This is a genomic window from Kangiella marina (assembly GCF_039541235.1).
GTDB classification, from domain to species: domain Bacteria; phylum Pseudomonadota; class Gammaproteobacteria; order Enterobacterales; family Kangiellaceae; genus Kangiella; species Kangiella marina.
In genome coordinates this window covers 549,391-574,725 of the sequence record NZ_BAABFV010000001.1, presented here as the reverse complement: position 1 = coordinate 574,725, position 25,335 = coordinate 549,391, and the positions used below count along the sequence as shown (strand labels likewise).

The following is a 25,335-nucleotide window of genomic DNA, read 5'->3' as shown; positions in this document are numbered from 1 at the left end:
GCCAAGGTTGTTTTACGACTGCGATGACAAACGATTAAAGTCTTAAAGGAAGGGCAGAAATGCTCTTCCTTTTTTTATGCCACACTTTTTGTTAAGAAAAGTTTTATACGACAAATGATGAGTAAATATCATGGCTGATTTACAAGAAATTATCCAACAAGCTGAACAAGAAATCAGCGCGGTAGAATCATTACCTGAATTAGAGCAAGTCAAAGCTCGTTTCGTTGGTAAGAAAGGATTGATTACTGCTCAAATGAAGCAGATGGGATCGTTACCAGCGGAAGAAAAGCCTGCGTTTGGCGCTAAAGTCAATGAGGCAAAAAAAGAAGTGTTTGCCATTATTGAGGCAAAGCAAAACGCGATTAAAACAGCGGAAATTAATCAAAAACTCGCCAGTGAAACGATTGACGTTACCCTGAGTGGTCGTAACTCAGAGGTTGGTGGTGTGCACCCGGTAAATCGTACCTTAAGACGTATTGAGTCATACTTTGGACAAATGGGCTTTTCAGTGGCAGAAGGTCCAGAGGTTGAAGACGACTTCCATAACTTTACGGCATTGAATATTCCTGAGCATCATCCGGCGCGTGCGATGCACGATACGTTTTACTTTGATGCTGGCCGTTTATTAAGAACTCACACTTCTCCAGTGCAAGTCCGTGTGATGGAGAATGCTGAACCACCATTTCGCATTATCGCTCCGGGGCGAGTGTATCGTTGTGACTCAGATTTAACGCATACGCCGATGTTCCATCAGGTAGAGGGCCTTCTGATTGATGAAAGTACGACTTTTGTTGATTTGAAAGGCGTTCTGTATGAGTTTGTTACGCACTTCTTCGAGAAAGATTTAGGCGTTCGCTTCCGTCCATCATATTTCCCATTCACTGAACCTTCTGCGGAAGTGGATATTGAGTGTGTCATGTGTAGCGGCAAAGGCTGCCGAGTTTGTAGTCATACCGGCTGGTTGGAAATTCTTGGCTGCGGCATGGTTCACCCTAAAGTTTTAGAGTCTGTCGGTGTCGATAGTGAAAAGTATACTGGTTTTGCTTTTGGTATGGGCGTTGAACGTTTGACGATGTTGCGCTATGGCGTGAATGATTTACGTCTGTTTTTCGAGAATGATTTAAACTTCCTTAAGCAGTTTAACTAAGTAGCTACTTATGCCTGATATTGCTTTGTTAAAACGTTTCTCAGCTGCCTCGATTACCAAGAGGGTAACCATCGTTGCTTCGAATTCGTTTTGCCTCGCACTATCAGCGCCAGTAACGCTACTAAGTAGTTATGAAAAGAATTTTTATGGCCATAACATTTGGCTAAAACTGGATAAATGCTATGAAATTTAGTGAACAGTGGTTGCGTGAGTGGGTTAACCCTGAAATTTCCACTCAAGAATTAGTTGATAAGTTGACCATGGCGGGTTTGGAAGTCGATGGTTTTGAGTATTTAGGTGATAGCTTCACTGGCGTGGTCGTCGGGGAGATCGTTGCAGCTGAACAGCATCCTGATGCGGACAAATTACAGGTTTGTTCGATCAATGTGGGCGATGCCAGCGATGAAGAGTTACAAATCATCTGCGGTGCACCGAATGCTCGCAAGGGTATCAAAGTAGCGGTGGCGATGATTGGCGCTGTTTTACCGGGTGATTTTAAAATTAAGAAAGCGAAGCTTCGTGGCGTACACTCTTTCGGTATGTTGTGTTCGGAAACTGAGCTTAATATCGGTGAAGGCAGCGATGGTATTGTTGAATTACCGCTTGAAGCACCATTAGGACAAGATTTAAAACAACTTCTAAACTTAGAAGACCATGTGATTGACGTTGATTTAACGCCAAACCGTGGCGACTGTTTAGGCGTCCGCGGTATCGCGCGCGAAGTTGGCGTACTCACTCAAGAAGACGTTAACTTTGTTGAACCTAAAGCCGTTGCTAGCGAAGTCAGTGATAAGTTAGATATCAAGCTAAGCGCGCCACAAGCGTGCCCACGCTACCTAGGCCGAGTGATTAAGGGGGTTAACCCTGAAGCGCAAACACCGCAATGGATGGTGCAGCGTATCGAACGTTCTGGCGTTCGCTCGATTGATCCTGTAGTCGATGTGACGAACTATGTGTTGTTAGAGATGGGACACCCGATGCACGCATTCGACTTGGCTAAAATCGATGGTGCCATTGACGTGCGCATGGCTAAAAAAGATGAAAAGTTAACACTGCTTGATGGGCAAGAAGTTGAGTTAACTGAAGATACTTTGATGATTGCAGATAGCTCGAAACCGCTTGCTATTGCAGGTGTGATGGGTGGTGAGCATTCAGGCGTTAATTCAGAAACTAAAGATATTTTCTTAGAAAGCGCGTATTTCGATGCTATCGCTATAGCCGGTAAAGCGCGTCAATATGGCCTGCATACAGATGCATCACACCGCTACGAGCGCGGTGTGGACTATGAGCTTCAACGTACCGCGATGGAGCGAGCGACTGAGTTACTGCTTGAAATTGTGGGCGGTCAGCCGGGTGCGATTATCGAGGCTAAAGATCAATCGGCTATGCCTGAAAAACGTCACCTGACGTTGCGTCGTGAGCGAATTAAGCGTGTGGTTGGCGTGAGCTTTGATGATGCTCAGGTTGAAGATATTTTGACCCGTTTGGGGTTAGGGTTAACCCCAGCTGATGAAGGTTGGGATGTTTCTGTTCCAAGTTTCCGATTTGATATCGATAACGAAGAAAGCTTAATTGAAGAACTCGTCCGTGTTTATGGCTATAACAACCTGCCGATTCGTAAGCCGCAGGGGGAGATGGCTATGTTTATGCAGAACGAGAACCGCATATTCAAGGATCTGCTGCGTGAGTTGCTGGTCAATCGTGGCTACCAAGAAGCGATTACTTACAGCTTTGTTGAACCAAAACTACAAGCGGTGTTAGAGCCAGAGTTAAAGCCACTCGCTTTAATGAACCCGATTTCAAGCGAAATGGGCGTTATGCGCACCAATCTATTAACAGGGTTAGTGAGCGCGGCAAAGTTCAATATCAACCGTCAGCAAAGCCGAATTCGTTTCTTTGAGATGGGATTGCGTTTTGACACTTCGGGCGATGAGTTGCAACAAATTCCAACATTGGCCGGCTTGCTAGCAGGTCGTCGTTACACCGAGTCATGGAATGGTGATGCACGAAAAGTTGATTTCTACGACATCAAAGGTGATTTAGAGGCTTTATTATCGACCACGAAGCGCCGGTTTGAGTTCAAGCCATCGAGCAAAGAAATCCTTCATCCGGGACAGTCTGCTGATATTGTACTGGGTGGAAAAGTCGTTGGTTATTTGGGGAAACTGCACCCAGAAATCCAACAAAAAGTGGATTTAGACCTTGATGCTTTTGTCTTTGAAATCGATTTAGAGGCCTTATCTGAGCGAGAATTGCCTAAATTCGCACCTTTATTGAAGTTTCCTTCGATTCGTCGGGATCTCGCTGTGATTGTAGACGAAACGGTAAAAGGTGGGGAATTAATTGATTTTATTGTAAAAATTGGTGGGAATTTACTGACAGACGCCTTTATTTTTGATATATACAAGGGTGAGCATCTTGATCATGGAAAGAAAAGTGTCGCTTTGGCTATGACCCTACGTCATCCCGAAAAGACATTAGAAGATGCGGAAATAAATTCTGTTGTGGACAAAGTTGTCACAGGCTTAGAAGAAGAGTACCGCGCGGTCCTAAGAAACTAAGTGTGAATACAAGAGCCTAACAGGTGAAATAGCGGAGATTGATTATGGCATTAACAAAAGCTGATATGGCAGAACGTTTATATGAAGAGCTGGGCTTGAATAAGCGTGAGTCTAAAGAAATTGTAGAAGCTTTTTTTGAGCAGATCCGCGATTCCTTAGAGCAGGGGTATAATGTCAAGCTCTCTGGCTTCGGTAATTTTGAATTGCGTGATAAAGCGCAGCGCCCTGGACGTAACCCAAAAACTGGGGAAGAAGTTCCTATCAGTGCGCGTCGAGTTGTTACGTTTAAACCAGGGCAAAAACTTAGAGGGAAAGTAGCGGACTATGTTGGAACCGAGCAATAATAACGAATTACCAGCAATTCCAGGCAAGCGTTATTTTACCATTGGTGAAGTAAGTGATTTATGTGCGGTAAAGCCGCACGTATTGCGTTATTGGGAACAGGAGTTCGAACAACTAGATCCGGTAAGACGTGGAAACCGTCGCTATTATCAGCGCGAAGATGTGTTAATTGTCCGTCAAATTCGCTCATTACTTTATGAACACGGCTACACCATTGGTGGTGCTCGTCAGTGTTTAGAAGAGGGTGGCGAGGACGGTTCTCCGGCTGAAAAAGCTCAAATCGATGAAATCATTGAAGAGTTAGAAAAAATTAAGCGATTCCTTTCAATTTAAATCTCAAACAAAATCCAATTTTAATATTGTAATTTATGGTGAAAACGGTACTATTACGCCGTTTTCATTTTCCCTTTCTATTGTCGGAGCGTGGCGCAGCTTGGTAGCGCACTTGCATGGGGTGCAAGGGGTCGGAGGTTCAAATCCTCTCGCTCCGACCAATTTATTAAAATTTCTCTTCCTCCTTAAGTGTTTTTCTACATATATCAAATTGTTAGTTTGAAAATCGTACATGGGTTGCTAGTCTCAAGATAAATCTTATGTAAATACTGCAGAAATGACTCTCATATTTGCATTAACTTGTTGTATAATATTCAGACAGTTGGTAGTTAACTTCAAATTTAGATTATATATCAAAATCAGCTAATAATTACTTCAAGTGAAACGACTCATAACTTATTGATTTAAGGGTAATTATAAAAAATTGTGAAATCCTTGTGTCGAAGTTTTACGTATTGATGCAATCGCAATATACTCTTTTATTGAGTGACCTAACTTGTAGGGTAGGGCACTAGAATGTGAAAGAGCCGTCTTTGTAATATATTGAATCTATTAGACTTTCACTAGAAATAGTCTTGATTTATAGCTAACGAACAATTAGAAAGCGCAAGTGTAAATATTTCAGACGATAGAGATTGGCTACTATTGAGAGTTCCGTCACTGAGTTTTGATGAGAAGTGATTATTTCTGTCGTTAGATCGGGTATTGAGGAACTGTTACACAAAACTTCCACTGGAGTTTTCTTTTGGCGTGACAGGTGGCTGCTCAAAGCAGCTTGTTTGAATTGAAAAACCAAAGCACTCAAGGGTGCTTTGGTTCGTTTTATAAGTTGGGTAGGCTTAAATTAAATGGTAGTTTTAAGTAATAGTTGGGTTAACTGGGGTGCTTTTACCAAGTTTTCTGTTAAGTGTTCTAAGTATTTATTTTTAATAACGGTTGTACTGTTTTCTAACATAGCTTTAGCAGTTGATTACCCTTCAACCATTGAGAATACCGTTACCGTAACGTTACCTACGAATGTTACTGATGATAATACCGCTAACAATACAAATGGCGGTTGTACTGTTGCCGATCCGACTATTGCAGCATGCTCGACAGATTCAAGCTCACTGAATGTCGTTATTCCTCAGCCGACCAAGTCTTTTTCACCGTCGACCATAGACTTTGATGGCCTTTCGACCCTTACCCTTACGTTGAGTAATTCAAATGATTTTGAAGCCACTCTTCAAGCCGATTTTGTTGATAATCTACCTGCAGGAGTTGTTTTGGCAACGCCTTCAAATGCTACGGATTCCTGTGGCGGTACTGGGGTTTTAACAGCGGCTGATGGCGGCTCATCAATCACGCTCGGCTCTGGCGCCACTATCCCTGCAAATAGTTCTTGTACCATCACCGCCGAGGTAACCAGTTCTTCGGCAGGTACTCATACCAACCAGATCCCAGCCGGAGCATTGGACACGGGAATGGGAGCAAGCCCAGCAGCGTCTGCTGACTTAGTGGTCAACCCGCAAGCTCAAATCGGCATTGCTGATGTGTCAGAGCTAGAAACTGATGCTGGTACCACAACCTTTACTTATACAGTGAGCATCACCAATGCTGTCACGACCAGTGATGACATTACTTTCGATTATTTTACCACCGATGGCTCAGCGCTAGCAGGCTCAGACTACGTCGCTGTAGCAAATGGTTCTGTAACTGGAACGATTTTGGCAGGAACTAGTAGTGCAACGGTCAGCGTTACAGTGAATGGCGACACGGTAGTAGAACCTAATGAAAACTTTAGCGTTACCTTAAGCAATATTTCTTCCAATGCGACAGCGTCAGACGCTGTCGCGAATACAGTGATTGAAAATGATGATGCAGCTAGTGTCTCAATCGCTGATATTACCGTCAATGAAGCGGCAGGCACGGCTACTATCGACGTTACTTTGACTGGTTCAACGGCGTCTGGTTTTGACGTGGACTTTGCAACGTCGAATGGCACCGCTCAGGCAGGCATGCTTCAAGATTATATCGCTAACTCTGGCACGTTAAGCTTTGTAGGTAATAATGGTGAAGTGCAGTCAATTTCAGTCACTATCAACGATGATAGCTCTATAGAGAATAATGAAACCTTTAACTTAACACTCTCTAATATTACTGGTGGGCTAGCGACGATCAATGATGGTGCAGGGGTTGTCACCATTCAGGATAACGACTCAGTAGTGTTGATCGAGTTTGACTCTGCTACTGATTCTGCTGATGAGTCCGTTACCGTCCAACCAAGGCTAAGACTGTTAGGGGTATTACCAAATGACACAGACATCAACATTAACGTTACCGGCGGTTCGGCGACGGGCTCTGGTGTTGACTATACGAATGTGGTCACAATTGTTATACCTGCGGGGACTTATGGCGGTGGTGCTGGAACTTCGGTGCCAATTAACTTATCGGTAGTTGACGATACTCTTTTTGAAGCAGATGAAACCATAGACTTTGTTTTGGAAAGCGTCAATCCACGATTAATTGTTGGTGATGCCAATGGCGATGCGAATGCTCAGTCAACAAACACATACACGATTCAGGATAATGACGAGTTTACGGTTAGCGTTGCAGCGAACGATGCTTTAGCTGCAGAGCCCATTAATAATGGCCAGTTTACCATTAGTTTAAGCAATCCTAGTTCGGTTGATACTACAGTAACCTATACCGTTTCTGGTACGGCTACTGCTACTGACGATTATACGGCTCTTTCAGGTACCGTGACGATCCCGGCTGGTGATACCAGCGCAACCGTTGATGTTACAGTAGCTGACGACACGATAGTTGAAGGCGCTGAAACAGTCGTTGTGACTTTAAGCACAACTTCTGATGGAACTATTGATGCCGGTAGCAATGAAGCTACCGTGACCATTGATGACAATGATACTGCTGAATTAGAAGTGTTGCCGACAAGTGTTGTTGAAGGTAATAACGGGACAGTGACTTTGAACTACACGGTGCAATTCGCAAATGCGGTGACCAGTGAGTCCGAAGTAACGTTTGATTTTGCTACCTCAGATGGTACGGCTACAACGGCGGACAGTGATTATGTTGCTGCAAGCGGAAGTGGCACTATTGCAGCGGGCAGTACCAGTACTTCAATTTCAGTAACAGTCAATGGTGACTTAAAGGTTGAGTCAGATGAAACTGTTGCTTTAACAATTTCAAACCCCTCTCGTAATGCTGCTATTACCACGGCAAGCGCGAACGGCACCATTAATAATGATGATGCCACTGAGGTTACAATCGCGGCAACTGCTGATACCGCTGAAGGAAGTGGTATTGCGGGGCAGTTTACTTTTAGTCTAAGCAATCCGTCTGATACCGATACGGTAGTTAATATTACTGCGGGTGGTACCGCCGTAGCGGGAACAGATTATGCGACTCTTGTCAGTAGCGTCACAATTCCTGCTAATACAACTTCAGTTAACGTGAATGTGTTGGTGATTGATGATTCGTTAGTTGAGCCAACTGAAACGGTGGTTGTCACTTTAGATACGGTCAGTAGCGGTAATGCAACTATTGGAGCCCAAAACAGTGCAACCGTTAATATCGCGGATAATGATACGGCAAGTATTGCGATAGGCGATGTTACTGTTGATGAAGCAAACGGTACGGCTACTTTTGACGTGACCCTAACTGGAAATGTACAAGATAGCTTCACCGTTGATTACGCGACTGCCGACAATTCTGCGGTTGCAGCGAGTGATTATACGGCTACTACGGGGACATTAAATTTCACAGGCAACAATGGTGAAATGCAGAGCTTCACGGTGCTAATTACGGATGATGGTGTTGCTGAGGCGACCGAAACTTTCTTTGCGAATCTATCAAACCTTTCAAACAGTCTTGTTACTATTTCTGACTCCCAAGGCGTGGGTACGATCACGGATAATGATAATGCCAGTTTAGCCATTAATAATAGAGCGGTCAGCGAAGCTGATGGCACGGCAACTTTCACCGTAACCTTAACCGGTGATGTTCAAGGTGGAGTGTCGGTCGATTATGCAACGGCTGATAACACGGCATTGTCGGGGAGCGATTACACTGCCGCAACCGGTACGTTAAATTTCGCTGGTACTAATGGTGAGCAGCAAACAATAACCGTGACGATCACCGATGATGCGGTTGTAGAAAGTTCTGAAAGTTACTTTGTGAACTTATCAGGTATCAGTAATCCAGTGGTGACATTGGCCGACGGGCAAGGCATTGGCATTATTAATGATAACGATAATGCAAGCCTAGCGATTGACGATGTTTCAGTGAATGAATTAGATGGTAGCGCGATCTTTACCGTAACCTTAACGGGGGAGGTGCAAGGTGGCGTTTCTGTTGATTTTGCGACATCTGACGATACTGCTAATGCTGGCAGCGATTACACAGCAAATACCGGCACACTAAACTTCGCGGGCACTAATGGTGAAACGCAGACGATAACTGTATCCATTACCGATGATGCCGTTGCGGAATCTAGCGAAACCTATTTCGTTGACTTATCTAATGTCAATCAGGCGGGCGTGACATTAAGCGATAACCAAGGCTTAGGAACCATCACGGATAACGATATTGCCAGTTTAACCATTAATAACGTGACTATTGACGAAGATGCCGGTACTGCAACCTATACAGTGACTTTGGATAATGCGGTTCAAGGTGGCAGTGTGGTCAATTACTCCTTTACCGATGGAACGGCAACTGGCGGTGTTGATTATGATAACACCAATGGTAGCGTCACTTTTATCGGTAATGCGGGCGAGACTCAAACCTTCACCGTTGATATTTTTAATGATGCCATCTACGAAGGCAATGAAACTTTTACAGTCAATTTAAACGCTGTTAATCCTGTCATTAATGACAGTGATTCTGCGAGCACAATTATTGATGATGAAACATTGGAAGTATCTGTATTCGCCAGTGTTGCTAATGCTTCTGAGCCTGGTACTGACGGTGAGTTCACGATCAGTCTGAATAACGTCAGCACGGAAGATACGACGGTTAATCTCAGTTACTCTGGAACCGCTGCTAACCCTGGGGATTATAGTTTATCAGGAGTTGTAGATCCGACGACTGTGGTTATTCCGGCGGGTACTTCGAGTGTGACTGTCGCGGTGAATGTGGCTGACGATACGATCGTCGAGCCAACGGAAACGGTTATTGCAACCATCAACACTGTGAGTGAGGGCACCATTGCCAACTCCTCAGCGACGGTAGAAATTGCTGATAATGATGCGGCAACGGTAACGGTTGAAGATGTGTCAGCTAATGAAAGTGTTGGCAGCGTTACCTTTACCATCACTTTGGATAACGATGTTGCGGGTGGTACGAATGTCACCTACAGCTTTACTGACGGCACCGCAACGGGTGGAGGTACCGATTATGCCAGCACTGGCGGTACTGTTACCTTTACGGGTACCGCGGGCGAGACGGAAACCTTCACCGTCGCTTACACCGACGATAATATTACTGAAGGTAATGAAACCTTTACGGTCTCTTTAAGCGCTGACAATCCAAGCGTGACCGATACGGATACGGCGACTGGTACGATTGAAGACAATGACGCATTAACGGCGAGTATTGCAGCGAGTGTTGCAGCTGCTTCTGAGCCAGCAACAGATGGCGAGTTTACGGTCTCACTCAGTAACCCAAGCGACACTGACACCACCGTATTTATTGATTATGCCGGAACAGCGACAACGGCTTCGGATTATAATTTAATCGGCGCCTCAGGCACCACCAGCGTGACCATACCTGCTGGCAGCACTAGTGCAACAGTAGCGGTTGACGTCATTGATGATGCTCTTGTGGAAGGCAGCGAAACTGTCGAAGCCGCCATCACCGCAGTCAGCAACGGCAGTATTGGCACAGCGACAGACACGGTGACTATTGCCGATAATGACTCTCGCGTGTGGGTTGATGATGTTAGCGTTAATGAAGCGGATGGTACGGCAACCTTCACCATTACCTTAGAAGAAGCCATTGCTGGCGGTACTGATGTGAATTATAGCTTTACTGATGGAACGGCTACCGGTGGTGGAACGGATTACGACAGTACGGGCGGCACAGTAACGTTTGCAGGTACTGCTGGTGAAACTCGGACCTTCACTGTTGCGATTACCAATGATGCGACTGTAGAAGGTGACGAAACCTTTACCGTTAACCTTGATGCGGTTAATCCAAACGTTATTGATACCGACACAGCCATCGGCACCATTGTCGATGATGATGCCTTAACGGTTTCGGTTGTAGCGACTATTCCAACAGCACAAGAACCTGCGACTGACGGTCAGTTTACGGTCAGCCTGAGCACGACTAGCGCCACAGACACGACAATCACGCTTGATTATACGGGGACTGCTACAGGCGGATCCGATTACAATTTAACAGGTGTTGATGGTACGACAACTATTGTCATTCCGGCAGGTTCAACCGATGCGATTGTGATCGTCGAGGTGCTTGACGACACACTTGTCGAAGCTAATGAGACGGTGATAGCCACCATTACGTCAACGGACAACGGCACGATCAGTGGTTCTACGGATACTGTTACTATCGAGTCAGATGACACAGCTTCTGTCACCGTTGAAGATGTGACAGTATCGGAAGATGCAGGTAATGCAACCTTTAGAATTACCTTAAATGGTGATGTCGATGGCGGCACCAATGTTACTTACAGCTTCACAGACGGTTCAGCAGTAGGTGGCGGTACGGATTATGATAGTACTGGCAATACTGTGAGCTTCGTGGGCACAAACGGTGAGTTTATCGATATCCTTGTGCCTATTACCAATGACGCTATCGTAGAGTTTGATGAAACCTTTACCGTCAATCTATCGGCAAGCAATACGCTAGTTGATGCTACTGATATTGCAACAGGTACTATTAGCGATGATGACACGCCGCTAACAACCTCGATTTTAGCGACAGTCTCTAATGCTTCAGAACCTATGACGGATGGAGAGTTTACCATTAGCCTAAGCGCTGAAAGCTCTACCGACACCGTCATTACCATTGACTACACCGGAACGGCAGTTGACGGTTCTGATTATGCATTGACGGGCGCTTCAGGAACCACCACGGTAACCATTCCTGCGGGCGATACCTCAGCCACGGTCGCTGTCGATGTGACTGATGATAATCTGGTCGAATCAAGCGAAACGGTTATTGCGACCATTACCAGTGTCAGTAATGGTGTTATTAGCAATGATACCGGTACGGTGACTATTGCCGATAATGATAATTCCTCGGTAACGGTGGATGATGTCAACGTGAACGAGGGAGCGGGCACCGCGACCTTTACCATCACATTGAGCAATGCTGTTGATGGCGGTACTGACGTTAATTATAGCTTTACTGATGGAACAGCAACGGGCGGTGGTACGGATTATGACAGTACGGGTGGTACCGTGGCATTTGTGGGTACTGCGGGCGAAACTGCAACCTTCACCATTAATATCACGGATGATGGCTTGGTTGAAGGTAATGAAACCTTTACTGTTAACCTGAATGCGGTCAACCCGCAGGTCAATGATACCGATACCGCGACTGGCACCATTGTTGATAATGACAATTTAGAGGTCTCAGTTATTGCGAGTGTGGCCACAGCAAGTGAGCCGGTCACTAATGGCGAGTTTACAATCAGTCTAAACACCCAAAGCGCTACCGATACAACAGTGACCTTGACTTATTCAGGGACAGCAACTGATCCCGCTGATTACGGTTTAAATGGTGTTAATGGAACTACCTCGGTAGTCATTGCTGCTGGCGACACCTTTGCAACCGTGGCGGTAGAAGTTTTAGACGATAACGTGGTAGAGCCAACCGAAACGGTCATCGCGACCATCGACTCGGTGTCGAACGGTACCATCACTAATGCCTCAGATACGGTTAACATTAACGACGATGATGCTGCTTCTGTTTCAGTAACTAACGTTACGGTTAATGAAGCTGATGGTAGTGCGTCGTTCGTCGTAACCTTGAGTGGCAATGTTCAAGGTGGTGTGAATTTTGATTACACAACCACGGACGGTACTGCTGTAGCGGGTAGTGATTACATCGCCACTAGTGGCAGTCAAGGCTTTGTCGGAAACGATGGTGAGACGGTGACGATTAATGTGCCGATTACCAATGATGCAGTGGTCGAGGGCAATGAAACCTTCACGCTGGACTTAAGCAACTTGGATAACACCGGTGTGGCTTTTGCCGATGATCAAGGCTTGGGCACGATCACGGATAATGACAGCGCGACGGTGGCGGTGAATGATGTCACGGTGGCGGAAGATGGTATTAACGCCGTCTTTACGGTGACGTTAACGGGCGACGTTCAAGGCGGGGTGAGTTTCAACTACACCACGACCGACGGTACTGCAGTAGCGGGCAGCGATTACACCGCGACTTCTGGTACGGAAACCTTTACCGGTACCAATGGTGAGACGATTACGATTAATGTGCCGATCACTGACGATGCGGTGGTTGAAGGCAATGAAGGCTTCACCCTTGATTTAAGTAATCTGGATAATACGAGCGTTACCTTCTCGGACAATCAAGGCCAAGGCACCATTACCGATAACGACACGGCGACGGTGGCGATTGACGACGTCAGTATTGGCGAAGATGGCTCGAATGCGACCTTTACCGTGACGTTAACGGGCGACGTTCAAGATGGCTTCACGCTCAATTACGCCACCAATGATGGTACGGCGGTGGCAGGCAGTGACTATACTGCGGCGAGCGGCAGTTTAAGCTTTAACGGCACGAACGGTGAGACACAAACGATTACGGTGCCAATTACCGATGATGCCATCGTTGAAGGCAATGAAGGCTTTACCGTTGATTTAAGCGGCTTAAGTAATGCTAGCGTCAGCTTCAGCGATGCTCAAGGCGCAGGTACGATTACGGATAATGACACCGCCAGTTTAGCTATTGATAACACAGTGGTTAGCGAAGCTGGTGGCACGGTAACTTTTACCGTAACTTTAACGGGTGATGTCCAAGATGGGGTTTCAGTTGACTATGCAACAGCTGATAACACAGCTTTGGCGGGAAGTGATTACACGACAGCAACAGGCACGTTAAATTTCACTGGTACTAATGGTGAGCAGCAAACGATAATCGTGACTATCACTGACGATGCCGTTGCAGAAACCGCTGAAAGTTACTTCGTCAACTTATCAAACACTAGTAATACATCAGTGACACTGGCTGACGGGCAAGGCATTGGTATTATTAATGACAACGACTCGGCGACGGTGGCGGTGAATGATGTCACGGTTGCGGAAGATGGTATTAACGCCGTCTTTACGGTGACGTTAACGGGCGACGTTCAAGGCGGGGTGAGTTTTAACTACACCACGACCGACGGTACCGCAGTAGCAGGCAGCGATTACACCGCGACTTCTGGTACGGAAAGCTTTACCGGTACCAATGGTGAGACGATTACGATTAATGTGCCGATCACCGATGATGCGGTGGTTGAAGGCAGTGAAGGCTTCACCCTCGATTTAAGTGACCTGGATAATACGAGCGTTACCTTCACGGATAATCAAGGCCAAGGCACAATTACGGATAATGACAATCTGGAAGTGTCGGTTGCTGCGACTACAGCTGCCGCTACCGAAGGAGTCGCTAATGGGCAGTTTACGGTTAGCCTAAATACGACCAGCGCAACGGATACAACGGTTACCATTGATTATAACGGGACGGCAATTGATCCTGATGACTATGGTTTGACAGGCGCCAGCGGTACTACCTCTGTAACCATTCCTGCAGGTTCAACAACAGCCGTGGTTAGTGTCAACGTGGTTGATGATAACTTATTGGAAAATAATGAAACCGTTGTTGCTACTATCTCTGCGGTTAGCAACGGCTCTATCGGTACTGCAAGTGATACGGTAACCATTTCAGATAACGACTCGGCTAGCGTCACCGTTGCCGATGTTAGTGTGGATGAAGCCGCTAACTCGGCCACATTTACCATTACTTTGAATGGCGCGGTCGAGGGTGGCACTGACGTTAACTACAGTTTTACTGACGGTTCAGCAACAGGCGGCACGGATTATAACAGTACCGCTGGCAGCGTAACTTTCACCGGTGCTGATGGTGAAACTCAAACCTTCGCCGTAGCGATTACCGATGACACTCTAGTTGAAGGTACCGAAACTTTCACGGTTAATCTTGATGCGGTCAACGCTTTAGTGACTGACACTGATACCGCGACCGGTACGATTATTGACGATGATGGCGCTTCAATATCGATTGATGATGTGACCATTGCGGAAGATGGTACCAACGCAACCTTTACCATCACGCTAAGCGGTGATGTCCAGAATGGCTTCAACCTAGACTTTACGACAGCCGATGGCACAGCGACGGCGGGTGACGATTATACTGCTGTTTCAGGAACTAGAAGTTTTGTCGGAAACGATGGTGAGACGGTGACGATTAATGTGCCGATTACCAATGATGCAGTGGTCGAGGGCAATGAAACCTTCACGCTGGACTTAAGCAACTTGGATAACACCGGTGTGGCTTTTGCCGATGATCAAGGCTTGGGCACGATCACGGATAATGACAGCGCGACGGTGGCGGTGAATGATGTCACGGTGGCGGAAGATGGTATTAACGCCGTCTTTACGGTGACGTTAACGGGCGACGTTCAAGGCGGGGTGAGTTTCAACTACACCACGACCGACGGTACTGCAGTAGCGGGCAGCGATTACACCGCGACTTCTGGTACGGAAACCTTTACCGGTACCAATGGTGAGACGATTACGATTAATGTGCCGATCACTGACGATGCGGTGGTTGAAGGCAATGAAGGCTTCACCCTTGATTTAAGTAATCTGGATAATACGAGCGTTACCTTCTCGGACAATCAAGGCCAAGGCACCATTACCGATAACGACACGGCGACGGTGGCGATTGACGACGTCAGTATTGGCGAAGATGGCTCGAATGCGACCTTTACCGTGACGTTAACGGGCGACGTTCAAGATGGCTTCACGCTCAATTACGCCACCAATGATGGTACGGCGGTGGCAGGCAGTGACTATACTGCGGCGAGCGGCAGTTTAAGCTTTAACGGCACGAACGGTGAGACACAAACGATTACGGTGCCAATTACCGATGATGCCATCGTTGAAGGCAATGAAGGCTTTACCGTTGATTTAAGCGGCTTAAGTAATGCTAGCGTCAGCTTCAGCGATGCTCAAGGCGCAGGTACGATTACGGATAATGACACCGCTTCGGTTGCGGTGAATAACGTGACGGTTGCAGAAGATGGAATTAATGCCGTCTTCACGGTGACCTTAACGGGTGACGTTGATGGTGGCGTGAGTTTTGACTACGCCACAACTGACGGTACAGCGACAGCGGGTAGTGATTATACAGCGACTTCTGGCAGTGGCTCGTTTACTGGTAATAGTGGTGAAACCATTACCATCAATGTGCCGATTACGAACGATACAATCGTCGAAAGTGACGAAGGCTTTTCTCTAGATTTAACCAATTTGAGTAACGCCAGCGTGAGCTTTAGTGATGCTCAAGGTGCGGCTACCATTACCGATAATGATACGGCGACGGTAACGGTTGATGATGTGACTGTGAGCGAGGCTGCTGGGACGGCTACCTTCACGGTGACATTGGATAGTGATGTGGCTGGCGGAACGGATGTAAACTACAGCTTTACCAATGGTACTGCTACTGGTGGCGATGATTTTGTTAATACTGCTGGCAGTGTGACCTTTGTTGGTAACGCCGGTGAGACTCAAACATTTGTTGTCACTATCAATGAGGACACTATTGTCGAAGAAGCGGAAACCTTTACCGTTAATATCGATGCAGTTAACGCTTCTATAACCGATACGGATACCGCTACTGGCACCATCACCGACAATGATACCTTGGAAGTGTCGGTTGCTGCGACTTCGGCTGCCGTTGAGGGCGGCGCTAATGGCTTGTTCACCATTAGCCTTAATACCACAAGCTCTACTGATACTACCGTAACGATTGGTTATACAGGCACTGCAACAGATACTGATGATTACAATCTTAGCGGAGGCGCAGGAACAACCAGTGTGGTTATTCCTGCGGGTGCCACGAGTGCGACAGTAACGGTTAACGTCATCGATGACTTTGTATTAGAAGGTGATGAGACCGTCATAGCCACGATCTCTGCGGTTAGCAATGGCTCTATCAATACTGCGAGTGATACGGTAACCATTTCAGATAACGACTCGGCTAGCGTGACTGTTGCTGATGTGACGGTTGATGAAAATGCTGGTATAGCAACTTTCACGGTTACTTTAAACGGTGAAGTCGCTGGTGGAACTGATGTCAACTATAGCTTCACTGATGGTACGGCAACAGGTGGCGGTACTGATTATGACAGTACGGCTGGCACTGTAACTTTTGCCGGCACCAATGGCGAAGCACAGACTTTTGATGTCACGATTGTTGATGATGCTATTTCAGAAGGAAATGAAACCTTTACCGTTAACTTAAACGCTGTGAATACCTTAGTGACGGATAGCGATACCGCGACAGGAACTATTACTGACGATGAAAGTTTACAGGTTTCTATTGCAGCAACGCTAGCCGCTTCGGAGCCTGCAACTGATGGTGAGTTTACGATCAGTTTAAGTAACACAAGCACTACAGACACTACCGTAACGATCAACTACTCAGGTACGGCAACGGAAGCATCCGACTACAGTTTAACGGGCGCCGACGGAACAACCTCTGTTGTCATAGCTGCCGGTGACACCACAGCCACGGTAGCAGTTGAGGTCATTGATGATAATACTGTCGAAGGTGATGAAACGGTGGTTGGAACCATTACCGCAGTTTCAAGCGGCAACATTAATAATGCGAGTGACACCGTAACTATTGCTGATGATGACCGAAATCTTGATATCGCTCCAATCAGTGAGTCAACGCCAGAAAATACCGCGCATACCACGGCACCTGCTGACTTATCTCCCGGAGATACGCCTGTTGGTGCGGTGACTTACAGTATTACTGGCGGTGCGGATCAAGGTTTGTTTACGATTGATGCCAATACCGGTGAGTTAACACTGGCCGCGCAAGACTTTGAAAGCCCTGCGGATGCGGATTCGAACAATGTGTACGAGGTTCAAATAACTGCGACAGACTCAGCAGGGAATACGGCAAGTGAAGACGCCACAGTGACTGTGACAGACGTGAATGAAGCGGCAGCATTGGACATTGCCCCCATTACTGAGTCGACGGCAGAAAACACGGCACACACTACCGCACCAGCTGATTTATCTCCCGGAGACACGCCTGTTGGTGCGGTGACTTACACCATTACTGGTGGCGCTGATCAAGCACTGTTTACGATTGACGCATCGACGGGTGAATTGACCCTTGGCGCACAAGACTTCGAGAACCCGGCAGATGCGGACGCAGACAATATCTACCAAGTGCAGATCACAGCAACGGACAGCGACGGCAATACAGCGAATGAACTGGCGACGGTCGAAGTCACTGATGTGGCGGAAACTGCAAACTTAGATATTGCCGCCATCAATGAAAGCGCTGCTGAAAATACTGCGCACACTACAGCACCTGCTGACTTATCACCGGGCGATGCACCTGTAGGCACCGTGACTTACACAATTACTGGCGGCGCGGATCAAGGCTTGTTTACGATTGACGCCAATACTGGCGAATTAACACTCGCCGCACAAGACTTCGAGAGTCCTGCGGATGCGGATACTAATAATGTCTATGAGGTTCAAATCACGGCCACCGATAGTGATGGCAATACAGCCGTTGAGTTAGCGACAGTAACGGTTGAAAACGTGACAGAAACTGTACCAACGGTCAACGCTCAAACCACTAATGACAGCACGCCAACGATAACCGGTACAGCTGACAGTGCTGACGATTTAAGCGTCACCGTCAATGGCGTCACCTACACCGAAGGTGACGGCAACCTAGTGGATAATGGTGATAATACTTGGACATTAGTAATCCCCACGGGTAATGAAATTCCTGATGGAACCTACGATGTGGTTGCTCAGTCTTCTGATGGCACTAATACCTTAACTGATAGCACCGCCAGTGAATTAGTTGTCGATACTGCTGTTGCTGTGCCAACAGTAAACGCATTAACGACTAACGATGATACCCCTGTTATTTCGGGGACAGCTGATAGCGCGGATGATTTAAGCGTCACCGTTAATGGCGTGACTTACACCGAGGGTGATGGCAACTTGGTTGATAACGGTGACGGCACTTGGACATTGACCATTCCAGCCGGCAGTGAGTTAGCTGACGGGACTTATGAGGTCACTGCAACGGTAACCGATGGTGTGAATACGGCATCCGATACAACAACGGATGAGCTTGTAATCGATACCCAAATCACGACGCCAACGGTGGACGTACAAACCACCAATGACAGTACACCTGTGATTACTGGTACTGCTGATAGCACGGATGATTTAAGCGTTACTGTTAATGGCGTGACTTACACTGAGGGCGATGGCAACTTAGTAGATAATGGTGATGATACCTGGAGCTTAACAGTACCTGTTGGCAGTGAGTTACCTGATGATACCTATGACGTTGCAGCAACGGTGACTGATGGCGTTAATACTGTGAGTGATGGAACCACTGACGAGTTGGTGGTTGATACTCAAATCACGACGCCTACAGTGGATTCGTTAATTATCAACGATGGCACACCTATCATCACAGGTACCGCAGACAGCGCCGATGACTTAAGCGTCACTGTTAATGGCGTGACTTACACCGAGGGTGATGGCAATTTGGTGGATAATGGTGACGGCACTTGGACACTGACCATCCCAGCGGGTAACGAGATTGCTGACGGTACTTATGATGTCGTGGCGACGGTCACTGATGGCACCAATACAGCATCCGATACAACAACTGATGAGATGGTGGTCGATACTCAAATCACGACACCAACAGTGAACGTACAAACCACCAACGACAACACACCAGCCATTACCGGTACTGCGGATAGCAGTGATGAGTTAAGCGTCACAGTCCACGGTATTGCCTACACTGAAGGTGACGGCAACCTGGTGGATAACGGTGATGGTACTTGGGTATTGACCATTCCGGATTCTGATGTTCTGACAGACGGCACTTATGATGTGACAGCAAGCGTGAGTGACGCCGCTGGCAATACAGCTGATGATTCTACTGCGGGCGAGTTGATTATTGAGCAGTCCGAAAAGCCACAGTTGCGAATCGTAAAAACCGTTAATACTGATCAGGTGAAGCTGGGTGACTTTGTCAATTACACCATTACCGTAGAGAATGTCGGAACGGCCGATGCCGCTGATGTCTTAGTTATGGATTCCCCGCCGCTTGGTTTTGGCTACGTTGATAACAGTGGTGAAATCGATGATCCTAACGCTGAAAATAACGTCATAACGCCGTATAGGCCGCTACAGTTCGAAGGGGTAGACGTAAGTCAAGGCGAGACAGCAACGATTAAATACATGATGCGAGTTGGGCCATCGGCAGTAGGCTCTGAACATATCAACAGTGTTACTGCTTACTTCAACGGCGACAAAGTCAGTAATACGGCGACAGCATCTGTTTTCATGACCGCAGATCCAGATTTTGAACAAGCGACGATCATGGGCAAAGTGTTTAATGACCGTGACGGCGACGGCTGGCAGGATGATGCGACAGCATCGGGTATCCGCGTAAGCGGTGGTATTGATGAGTCGACTTATATCGCAGACTCTACCACGGTTGATCGCGGCAACGGTCCGCAACCTAAAGCTGATGCTAGTGCACCGATAAATCACGGTATTGAGTTAGGCACACTACGTGGTCGTAACTCAGTGATGGATCCTGCATCGAACCATAAGATGGTTATTTCTCAGCTGATGAGTGAACCACGCTTCACCGACGGCTTTGTTTTAACCACTGACGAAGGCACAAAAGTCTTGATGGATGCTGAAGGCAAGACACGTGTCGAGCAATCAGGTGATGTCGCAGATGGTTTGTCAGGGCAAGATATCAGAGTTGAACGTCGTATCACTCGTGTTGGTGAGAGTTATCGCGTTGATTTTGTCATCAGTAACTACGGTATTTATGAGCGTGGTGTGCCGGGTGTTCGTATTGCTACGGTGGAAGGTTTGATTGTCGAGACCGATGCATACGGTCGATTCCACTTAAATGCACTTGATGTTGACAATTATGGCCGCGGTAAAAACTTCATCATGAAAGTTGATCCAGCGACGTTACCAGCGGGTAGTGTATTCACGACTGAGAACCCAAGGGTTCAGCGCTTAACTCAAGGTATGTCAACTCGATTTGACTTTGGAATTAAGCTACCAGAGCCTAAGGAATCAAGTTTTAATAAGCCTAAAATTCTCGAGATCGAAATGGGCACGGTTATTTTTGATGACAATAGCACTGAGATTAAAGACCAATACCAGTCTGCCATAGAGAATATGGCTGATAAAATCAATCGTGCTAAAGGAGCGACTTTAACCATTGATGGTTATGGTGGCGCTGTCCCGATTGCTCTTGATAGAGCGGTTGTTTTACGCGAAGCGATTCTTGGGAGAGTGAACAAGGATATTGTTCAAAACGTTAAAGTGACCATTAATACTCACCCAGCCGAAATGGTACAAGGTCGAAAATTTATTACCATTGGAGAGAGGATTGAAATAGGTCAGTTCTTCTTCGATACCGATAAAGCATCGATTGACGAAAGTCATCAGACGGTACTTGAGTCGATAGCAAATTATTTAAAAGCAAAAGGCGGGGGAGCTATTTGGGTATCTGGTTATGCAGATAGTCGAGGTAGCGCGGAATATAACTACCGCCTTGGTTTAAAGCGCGCTGATGCAGTTTATACTGCATTGAATCAATATTTAGGTAAAGAGTTGATTAAGAAAGTTAGAATTGAGATGGCTCCAACAGAGTTTGAAACTCTAGACGGAGGTGCGAGCCATGAGTAAGTTGATGGTAAGGCATATCACACAGCCGTTACTGAGCTTTGGTTTGGGTGCTATCTTATTCAGTCTTGCGCCACAAGCGTTTAGCGCTGAACAAAGCGATTCTGAGAAGGATTTCAGCTGCGACAGTACTAAATGTAAAACTGAAGAAGGTTTGATTTTCAGAGTCAAAAGCCAGGGAGAATCGGCAGCGACGGCGGTTAATGAGTCTGAAATGAACCAAGATCGTCGTGTCGATGTTGGTTATCGAGATATTTACTCCTATAACGAAGCTGGCTTTAGACCTGATCAAAAGCGTGCTGATGTTACGGGGAGAATGCTGGTACAGCTTCCTAACGGCGGTATTATGTGGGCGACGGAAGATCCAGCCTTAACGCCGCCAGCTCTTGGCGTTAGTGGTACCACTGTTGTAGCCTTTGAAGATGGCCGTATTGTCGAGCCGGTTAACTTTAGTTACTACTCAAACTACGCAGCTTTTATTGATCGCTTAGAGCTTACTATTTTCGACGCTAACGATACTGACTTAGTCACGCCCTTGGCGACAGAGTCATTGGAAGTAACCAATAATGGTCGCTACGCGTGGGATGGTGAGTTAACGCTCGATCGTCCTTTAGTGCAGGGCGATAGACTGATTTATGTCCTTCGTGCCTACGATAAAGAAGGGCGCATGGATGAAACCACGACGAAGGGCTTGTTACTGGTTTCCCCGGAAGAAAAGAAAAATAATATTGCGCAGTTTGCGGACCAAGTTCGACGTGGTGAATCCGAAGATGATATTTCAGATCAGCAAATCACTAATCAACTGATTGAAAGTGAAACTTTTGGTCAGAACAATTTGCGTCAGCAAAACATTCCGATTTACGGATCCCGTGTGCGTATTTTTGGTCAAGATATTCCTGAAAACCAGCCGCTAACAATTAATGGCGATATTATTCCTATTGATTTAGAGCGTCGTTTCGTTGCCGAATATCTACTGCCTGTCGGCCAACATAACTTTAATGTGGTTATTGGTAATGATGAAGCCGAGCAAATCGTTAACCAAATGACGGTTGATGTGACTGGTGAACATATGTTCATGGTCGCGTTGGCGGACTTAACCGCTTCTAAGAATTCTGTTTCGGACAGTATTCAAGCAGTAGATGAAGGCGATCAGTTTGAAGACGACTTCTTAATGGAAGGACGTTTAGCATTTTACTTAAAAGGTAAGATCAAAGGTAAATACTTAATAACGGCACAGGCGGATACGCAAGAGCGTGAATTAGACGAAATGTTTGATGGCTTCTTGGATAAAGATCCGCAGGATATTTTCCGCCGGTTGGACCCTGACCGTTATTATCCTGTCTATGGCGATGATTCCACAACGTATCGTGACGTCGATACGCAAGGTCGCTTCTACGTTCGCGTCGATTGGGATAAGAGCCAAGCGCTTTGGGGTAACTTTAATACGGGTATTACAGGTAACGAATTTGCCCAGTATTCGCGCTCGCTTTATGGTGCAGCGATTAACTGGCGCTCTCTTGATACCACTGAGCTTGGTGAAGCGAAAACTCAAGTGAAAGCCTTTGCCTCTGAAGCACAAACGGCACTGGGCCACGTTGAGTTCTTAGGAACTGGCGGTAGCTTGTATTACTTAAAGCATACTGACATTTTGCCTGGCTCAGACAAAATTACCTTAGAAGTTCGTGATAGCACCACAGGCCGCGTCGAAACGCGCGTTGATTTACAGCGTGGCGCTGATTACGAAATCGACGAGCTACAAGGTCGTATTATCCTGACTACGCCTTTATCACAAATTTCGCGTCGTAATCTAGACACCATTATTCGTGATCAGCCTTTAGATGGTTTTGATAACGTCTTATTGGTGGATTATGAATACCGCCCAACAGGCTTTGAAGCCGATAACACCACATTAGGTGGTCGCGCAAAAGTATGGTTGGGTGAACATGTGGCCGTCGGCGGTACTTTCGTTGATGAAAATCGCTCCGGTGATGATTACCAGTTAGCGGGCGTAGACGTCACGCTACAAGCAGGTCGCGGCACTTACCTTAAAGTTGAGTCAGCTGATTCTGAAGCGAATCAGGCAGCAACCTTCTTCTCGGATAACGGTGGTTTCACTTTTGATGAAGTCGTGCCTGATCCGACAGAAGAAGTGACCGACAAGAATGGCGGCGCTTACTCCGTCGAAGCTCGCGCTAACTTTAAAGAGTTAGGCTGGTCTGAGCATGAATGGAAAGCCGGCGCATGGCACCGTGAAACCGACGCAGGCTTCTCGGTCGCTCGTCGTACGCTAAACGAAGAGACTACTGAAACAGGCGCAGAGGTAAACGGCTACTTTACTGATAAAGTATCGATCACCACTCGCGCAAGCAATTATGAACGTGGTGCTGATAACAGCTTACGCCAGGCACAAGTCGGCGTGAATTATCAGATTACGCCAAAGATTGATATCACCACTGAACTACGTCAACTGGAAGAAACCATTCTGGGCGTCGAAACGTCGGCTACGTTAGCTGCACTTCAATATAACCAGCGTATCGGTGAAACGTGGGATGTTTACGGTATAGGCCAATTTACGCTAGAAAACGATGGTGGCGAGTACGATAACAATGATTTATTCACATTGGGTACACGCTACTTGTTCGGTGATCGCTCGTCGATTGGCGCAGAATATACCACAGGGCACCGTGGTGACGCCGCCAGCTTAACTGCGGAATACCAGATCAACAACGAGCACCAAGTGTATGGTCGTTACACCTATTCGACAGACACCACGCAAAACGTGTTCGGCTCGCAAATTAACGACGGTATCGTATTGGGGCAAAAACTTCGCCTATCGAACCAAGTGACGATTTATAACGAAAGCCAACACTTCAAGGCGCCACAAGAATCAGGCATCGTGCACACCTTCGGTATGGACTACTACCCATCGCAAGGCTGGACCATTGGCTTCAACTTACAGGACGGTAATCTTGATGCGCTTTCAGGCCCAGTAGACCGCCAGGCAGCAACCATTAGTGGTGGCTACCGCTCGAAAGACGCTGACTGGAGCTCGAAAATCGAATACCGTGAAGATAGCGGGGCAGAAGAGCGTGAGCAATGGTTAACCACCAACCGCTTAACCTATCGCTTAACTGAAGACTGGCGTTTAGCCGCGCGTATTAACTACGCCGACACTGAAGACCTTATCGACCCAGCACAAAACGCGAAATTCGTCGAAGGTAACTTAGGTTTCGCATACCGTCCTGTTGATAACACCCGCTGGGCAGTGTTAGGTAAATATACCTACCTATATGACCTAAGAACGCTAGCGCAAGTCACCACGGGTGCGGACCAGAAGTCAGATATCTACTCATTCGAAGGTATCTACAGCTTTAACCCACGCTGGAAAGTCGCCGCCAAAGTCGCACACCGCCGTGGTCAAGTCCGCGAAAACCGCGGCTCAGGTCAGTGGTTCAAAAGTACAGCCAACTTATATGCAGCCCAAACTCGTTACCACCTAATCAGCGAATGGGACGCATTGCTAGAGTACCGTTGGTTAGAACTTGAAGAAAGCCAAGACGAACGCGAAGGTTGGTTAGCCGGAGCGGATTACCACATCAGCAACAACTTCAAGATTGGTTTAGGCTACAACTTCACCGAGTTCAGCGACAACCTAGCTAACCTAGACTTCAACTACGAAGGCTGGTTTATCAACTTCGTGGGTAAATATTAAGCGAATTGTACAAATGTTAGGTAGAAGCCTTAAAAAGTACCATTTTTTTCAAAAAAGGGCTTCCATCTAACCATTTGTTACGGTATTATTTCGCGCAAATCAGGAGAGGTGGCAGAGCGGCTGAATGCACTGGTCTTGAAAACCAGCAAGGGTTTGTAGCCCTTCGTGGGTTCAAATCCCACCCTCTCCGCCATATTCTCGAAAGAGATTCAAAAACCGGCTTAATAGCCGGTTTTTTTATGCCTA

Annotated in this window: 6 protein-coding genes and 2 tRNA genes; all 8 read left to right on the top strand. The window is 46.8% G+C overall.

Going from position 1 to position 25,335, the window contains the following annotated elements; translation table 11 throughout:
- The first annotated feature begins 127 nt into the window (after nt 1–127).
- Nucleotides 128–1,147 (top strand): phenylalanine--tRNA ligase subunit alpha, encoded by a 1,020-nt coding sequence (pheS, locus tag ABD943_RS02405; RefSeq protein WP_425559461.1) that lies wholly within the window; start codon nt 128–130, stop codon nt 1,145–1,147.
- 182 nt (nt 1,148–1,329) lie between these two features.
- Nucleotides 1,330–3,708: a phenylalanine--tRNA ligase subunit beta gene (pheT, locus tag ABD943_RS02400; RefSeq protein ID WP_345291594.1), complete on the top strand. Its 2,379-nt coding sequence runs from the start codon at nt 1,330–1,332 to the stop codon at nt 3,706–3,708.
- 44 nt (nt 3,709–3,752) lie between these two features.
- Nucleotides 3,753–4,052, top strand: coding sequence for an integration host factor subunit alpha (locus ABD943_RS02395; RefSeq protein WP_046560878.1), 300 nt, complete (start codon nt 3,753–3,755; stop codon nt 4,050–4,052).
- Nucleotides 4,033–4,383, top strand: a complete 351-nt coding sequence (locus ABD943_RS02390) for a MerR family transcriptional regulator (RefSeq protein ID WP_345291593.1) — start codon at nt 4,033–4,035, stop codon at nt 4,381–4,383. The genes ABD943_RS02395 and ABD943_RS02390 overlap by 20 nt, the downstream gene beginning before the upstream one ends.
- Nucleotides 4,384–4,467: 84 nt before the next feature.
- A tRNA-Pro gene (locus tag ABD943_RS02385) sits at nt 4,468–4,544 on the top strand.
- A gap of 687 nt (nt 4,545–5,231) precedes the next feature.
- Nucleotides 5,232–21,380, top strand: a complete 16,149-nt coding sequence (locus tag ABD943_RS02380; RefSeq protein ID WP_345291592.1) for a Calx-beta domain-containing protein — start codon at nt 5,232–5,234, stop codon at nt 21,378–21,380.
- Entirely contained in the window at nt 21,373–25,089 is a 3,717-nt protein-coding gene (locus ABD943_RS02375; RefSeq protein ID WP_345291591.1) for a TonB-dependent receptor, read from the top strand. The genes ABD943_RS02380 and ABD943_RS02375 overlap by 8 nt, the downstream gene beginning before the upstream one ends.
- Before the next feature lie 102 nt (nt 25,090–25,191).
- Nucleotides 25,192–25,282 (top strand) — tRNA-Ser (locus ABD943_RS02370).
- Nucleotides 25,283–25,335: the final 53 nt, after the last annotated feature.

Bases quoted from the DNA above. Each gene is read 5' to 3' on its own strand.
- pheT (WP_345291594.1), top strand. From the start codon at position 1,330: ATGAAATTTAGTGAACAGTGGTTGCGTGAGTGGGTTAACCCTGAAATT.
- ABD943_RS02395 (WP_046560878.1), top strand. From the start codon at position 3,753: ATGGCATTAACAAAAGCTGATATGGCAGAACGTTTATATGAAGAGCTG.
- ABD943_RS02390 (WP_345291593.1), top strand. From the start codon at position 4,033: ATGTTGGAACCGAGCAATAATAACGAATTACCAGCAATTCCAGGCAAG.
- ABD943_RS02380 (WP_345291592.1), top strand. From the start codon at position 5,232: ATGGTAGTTTTAAGTAATAGTTGGGTTAACTGGGGTGCTTTTACCAAG.
- ABD943_RS02375 (WP_345291591.1), top strand. From the start codon at position 21,373: ATGAGTAAGTTGATGGTAAGGCATATCACACAGCCGTTACTGAGCTTT.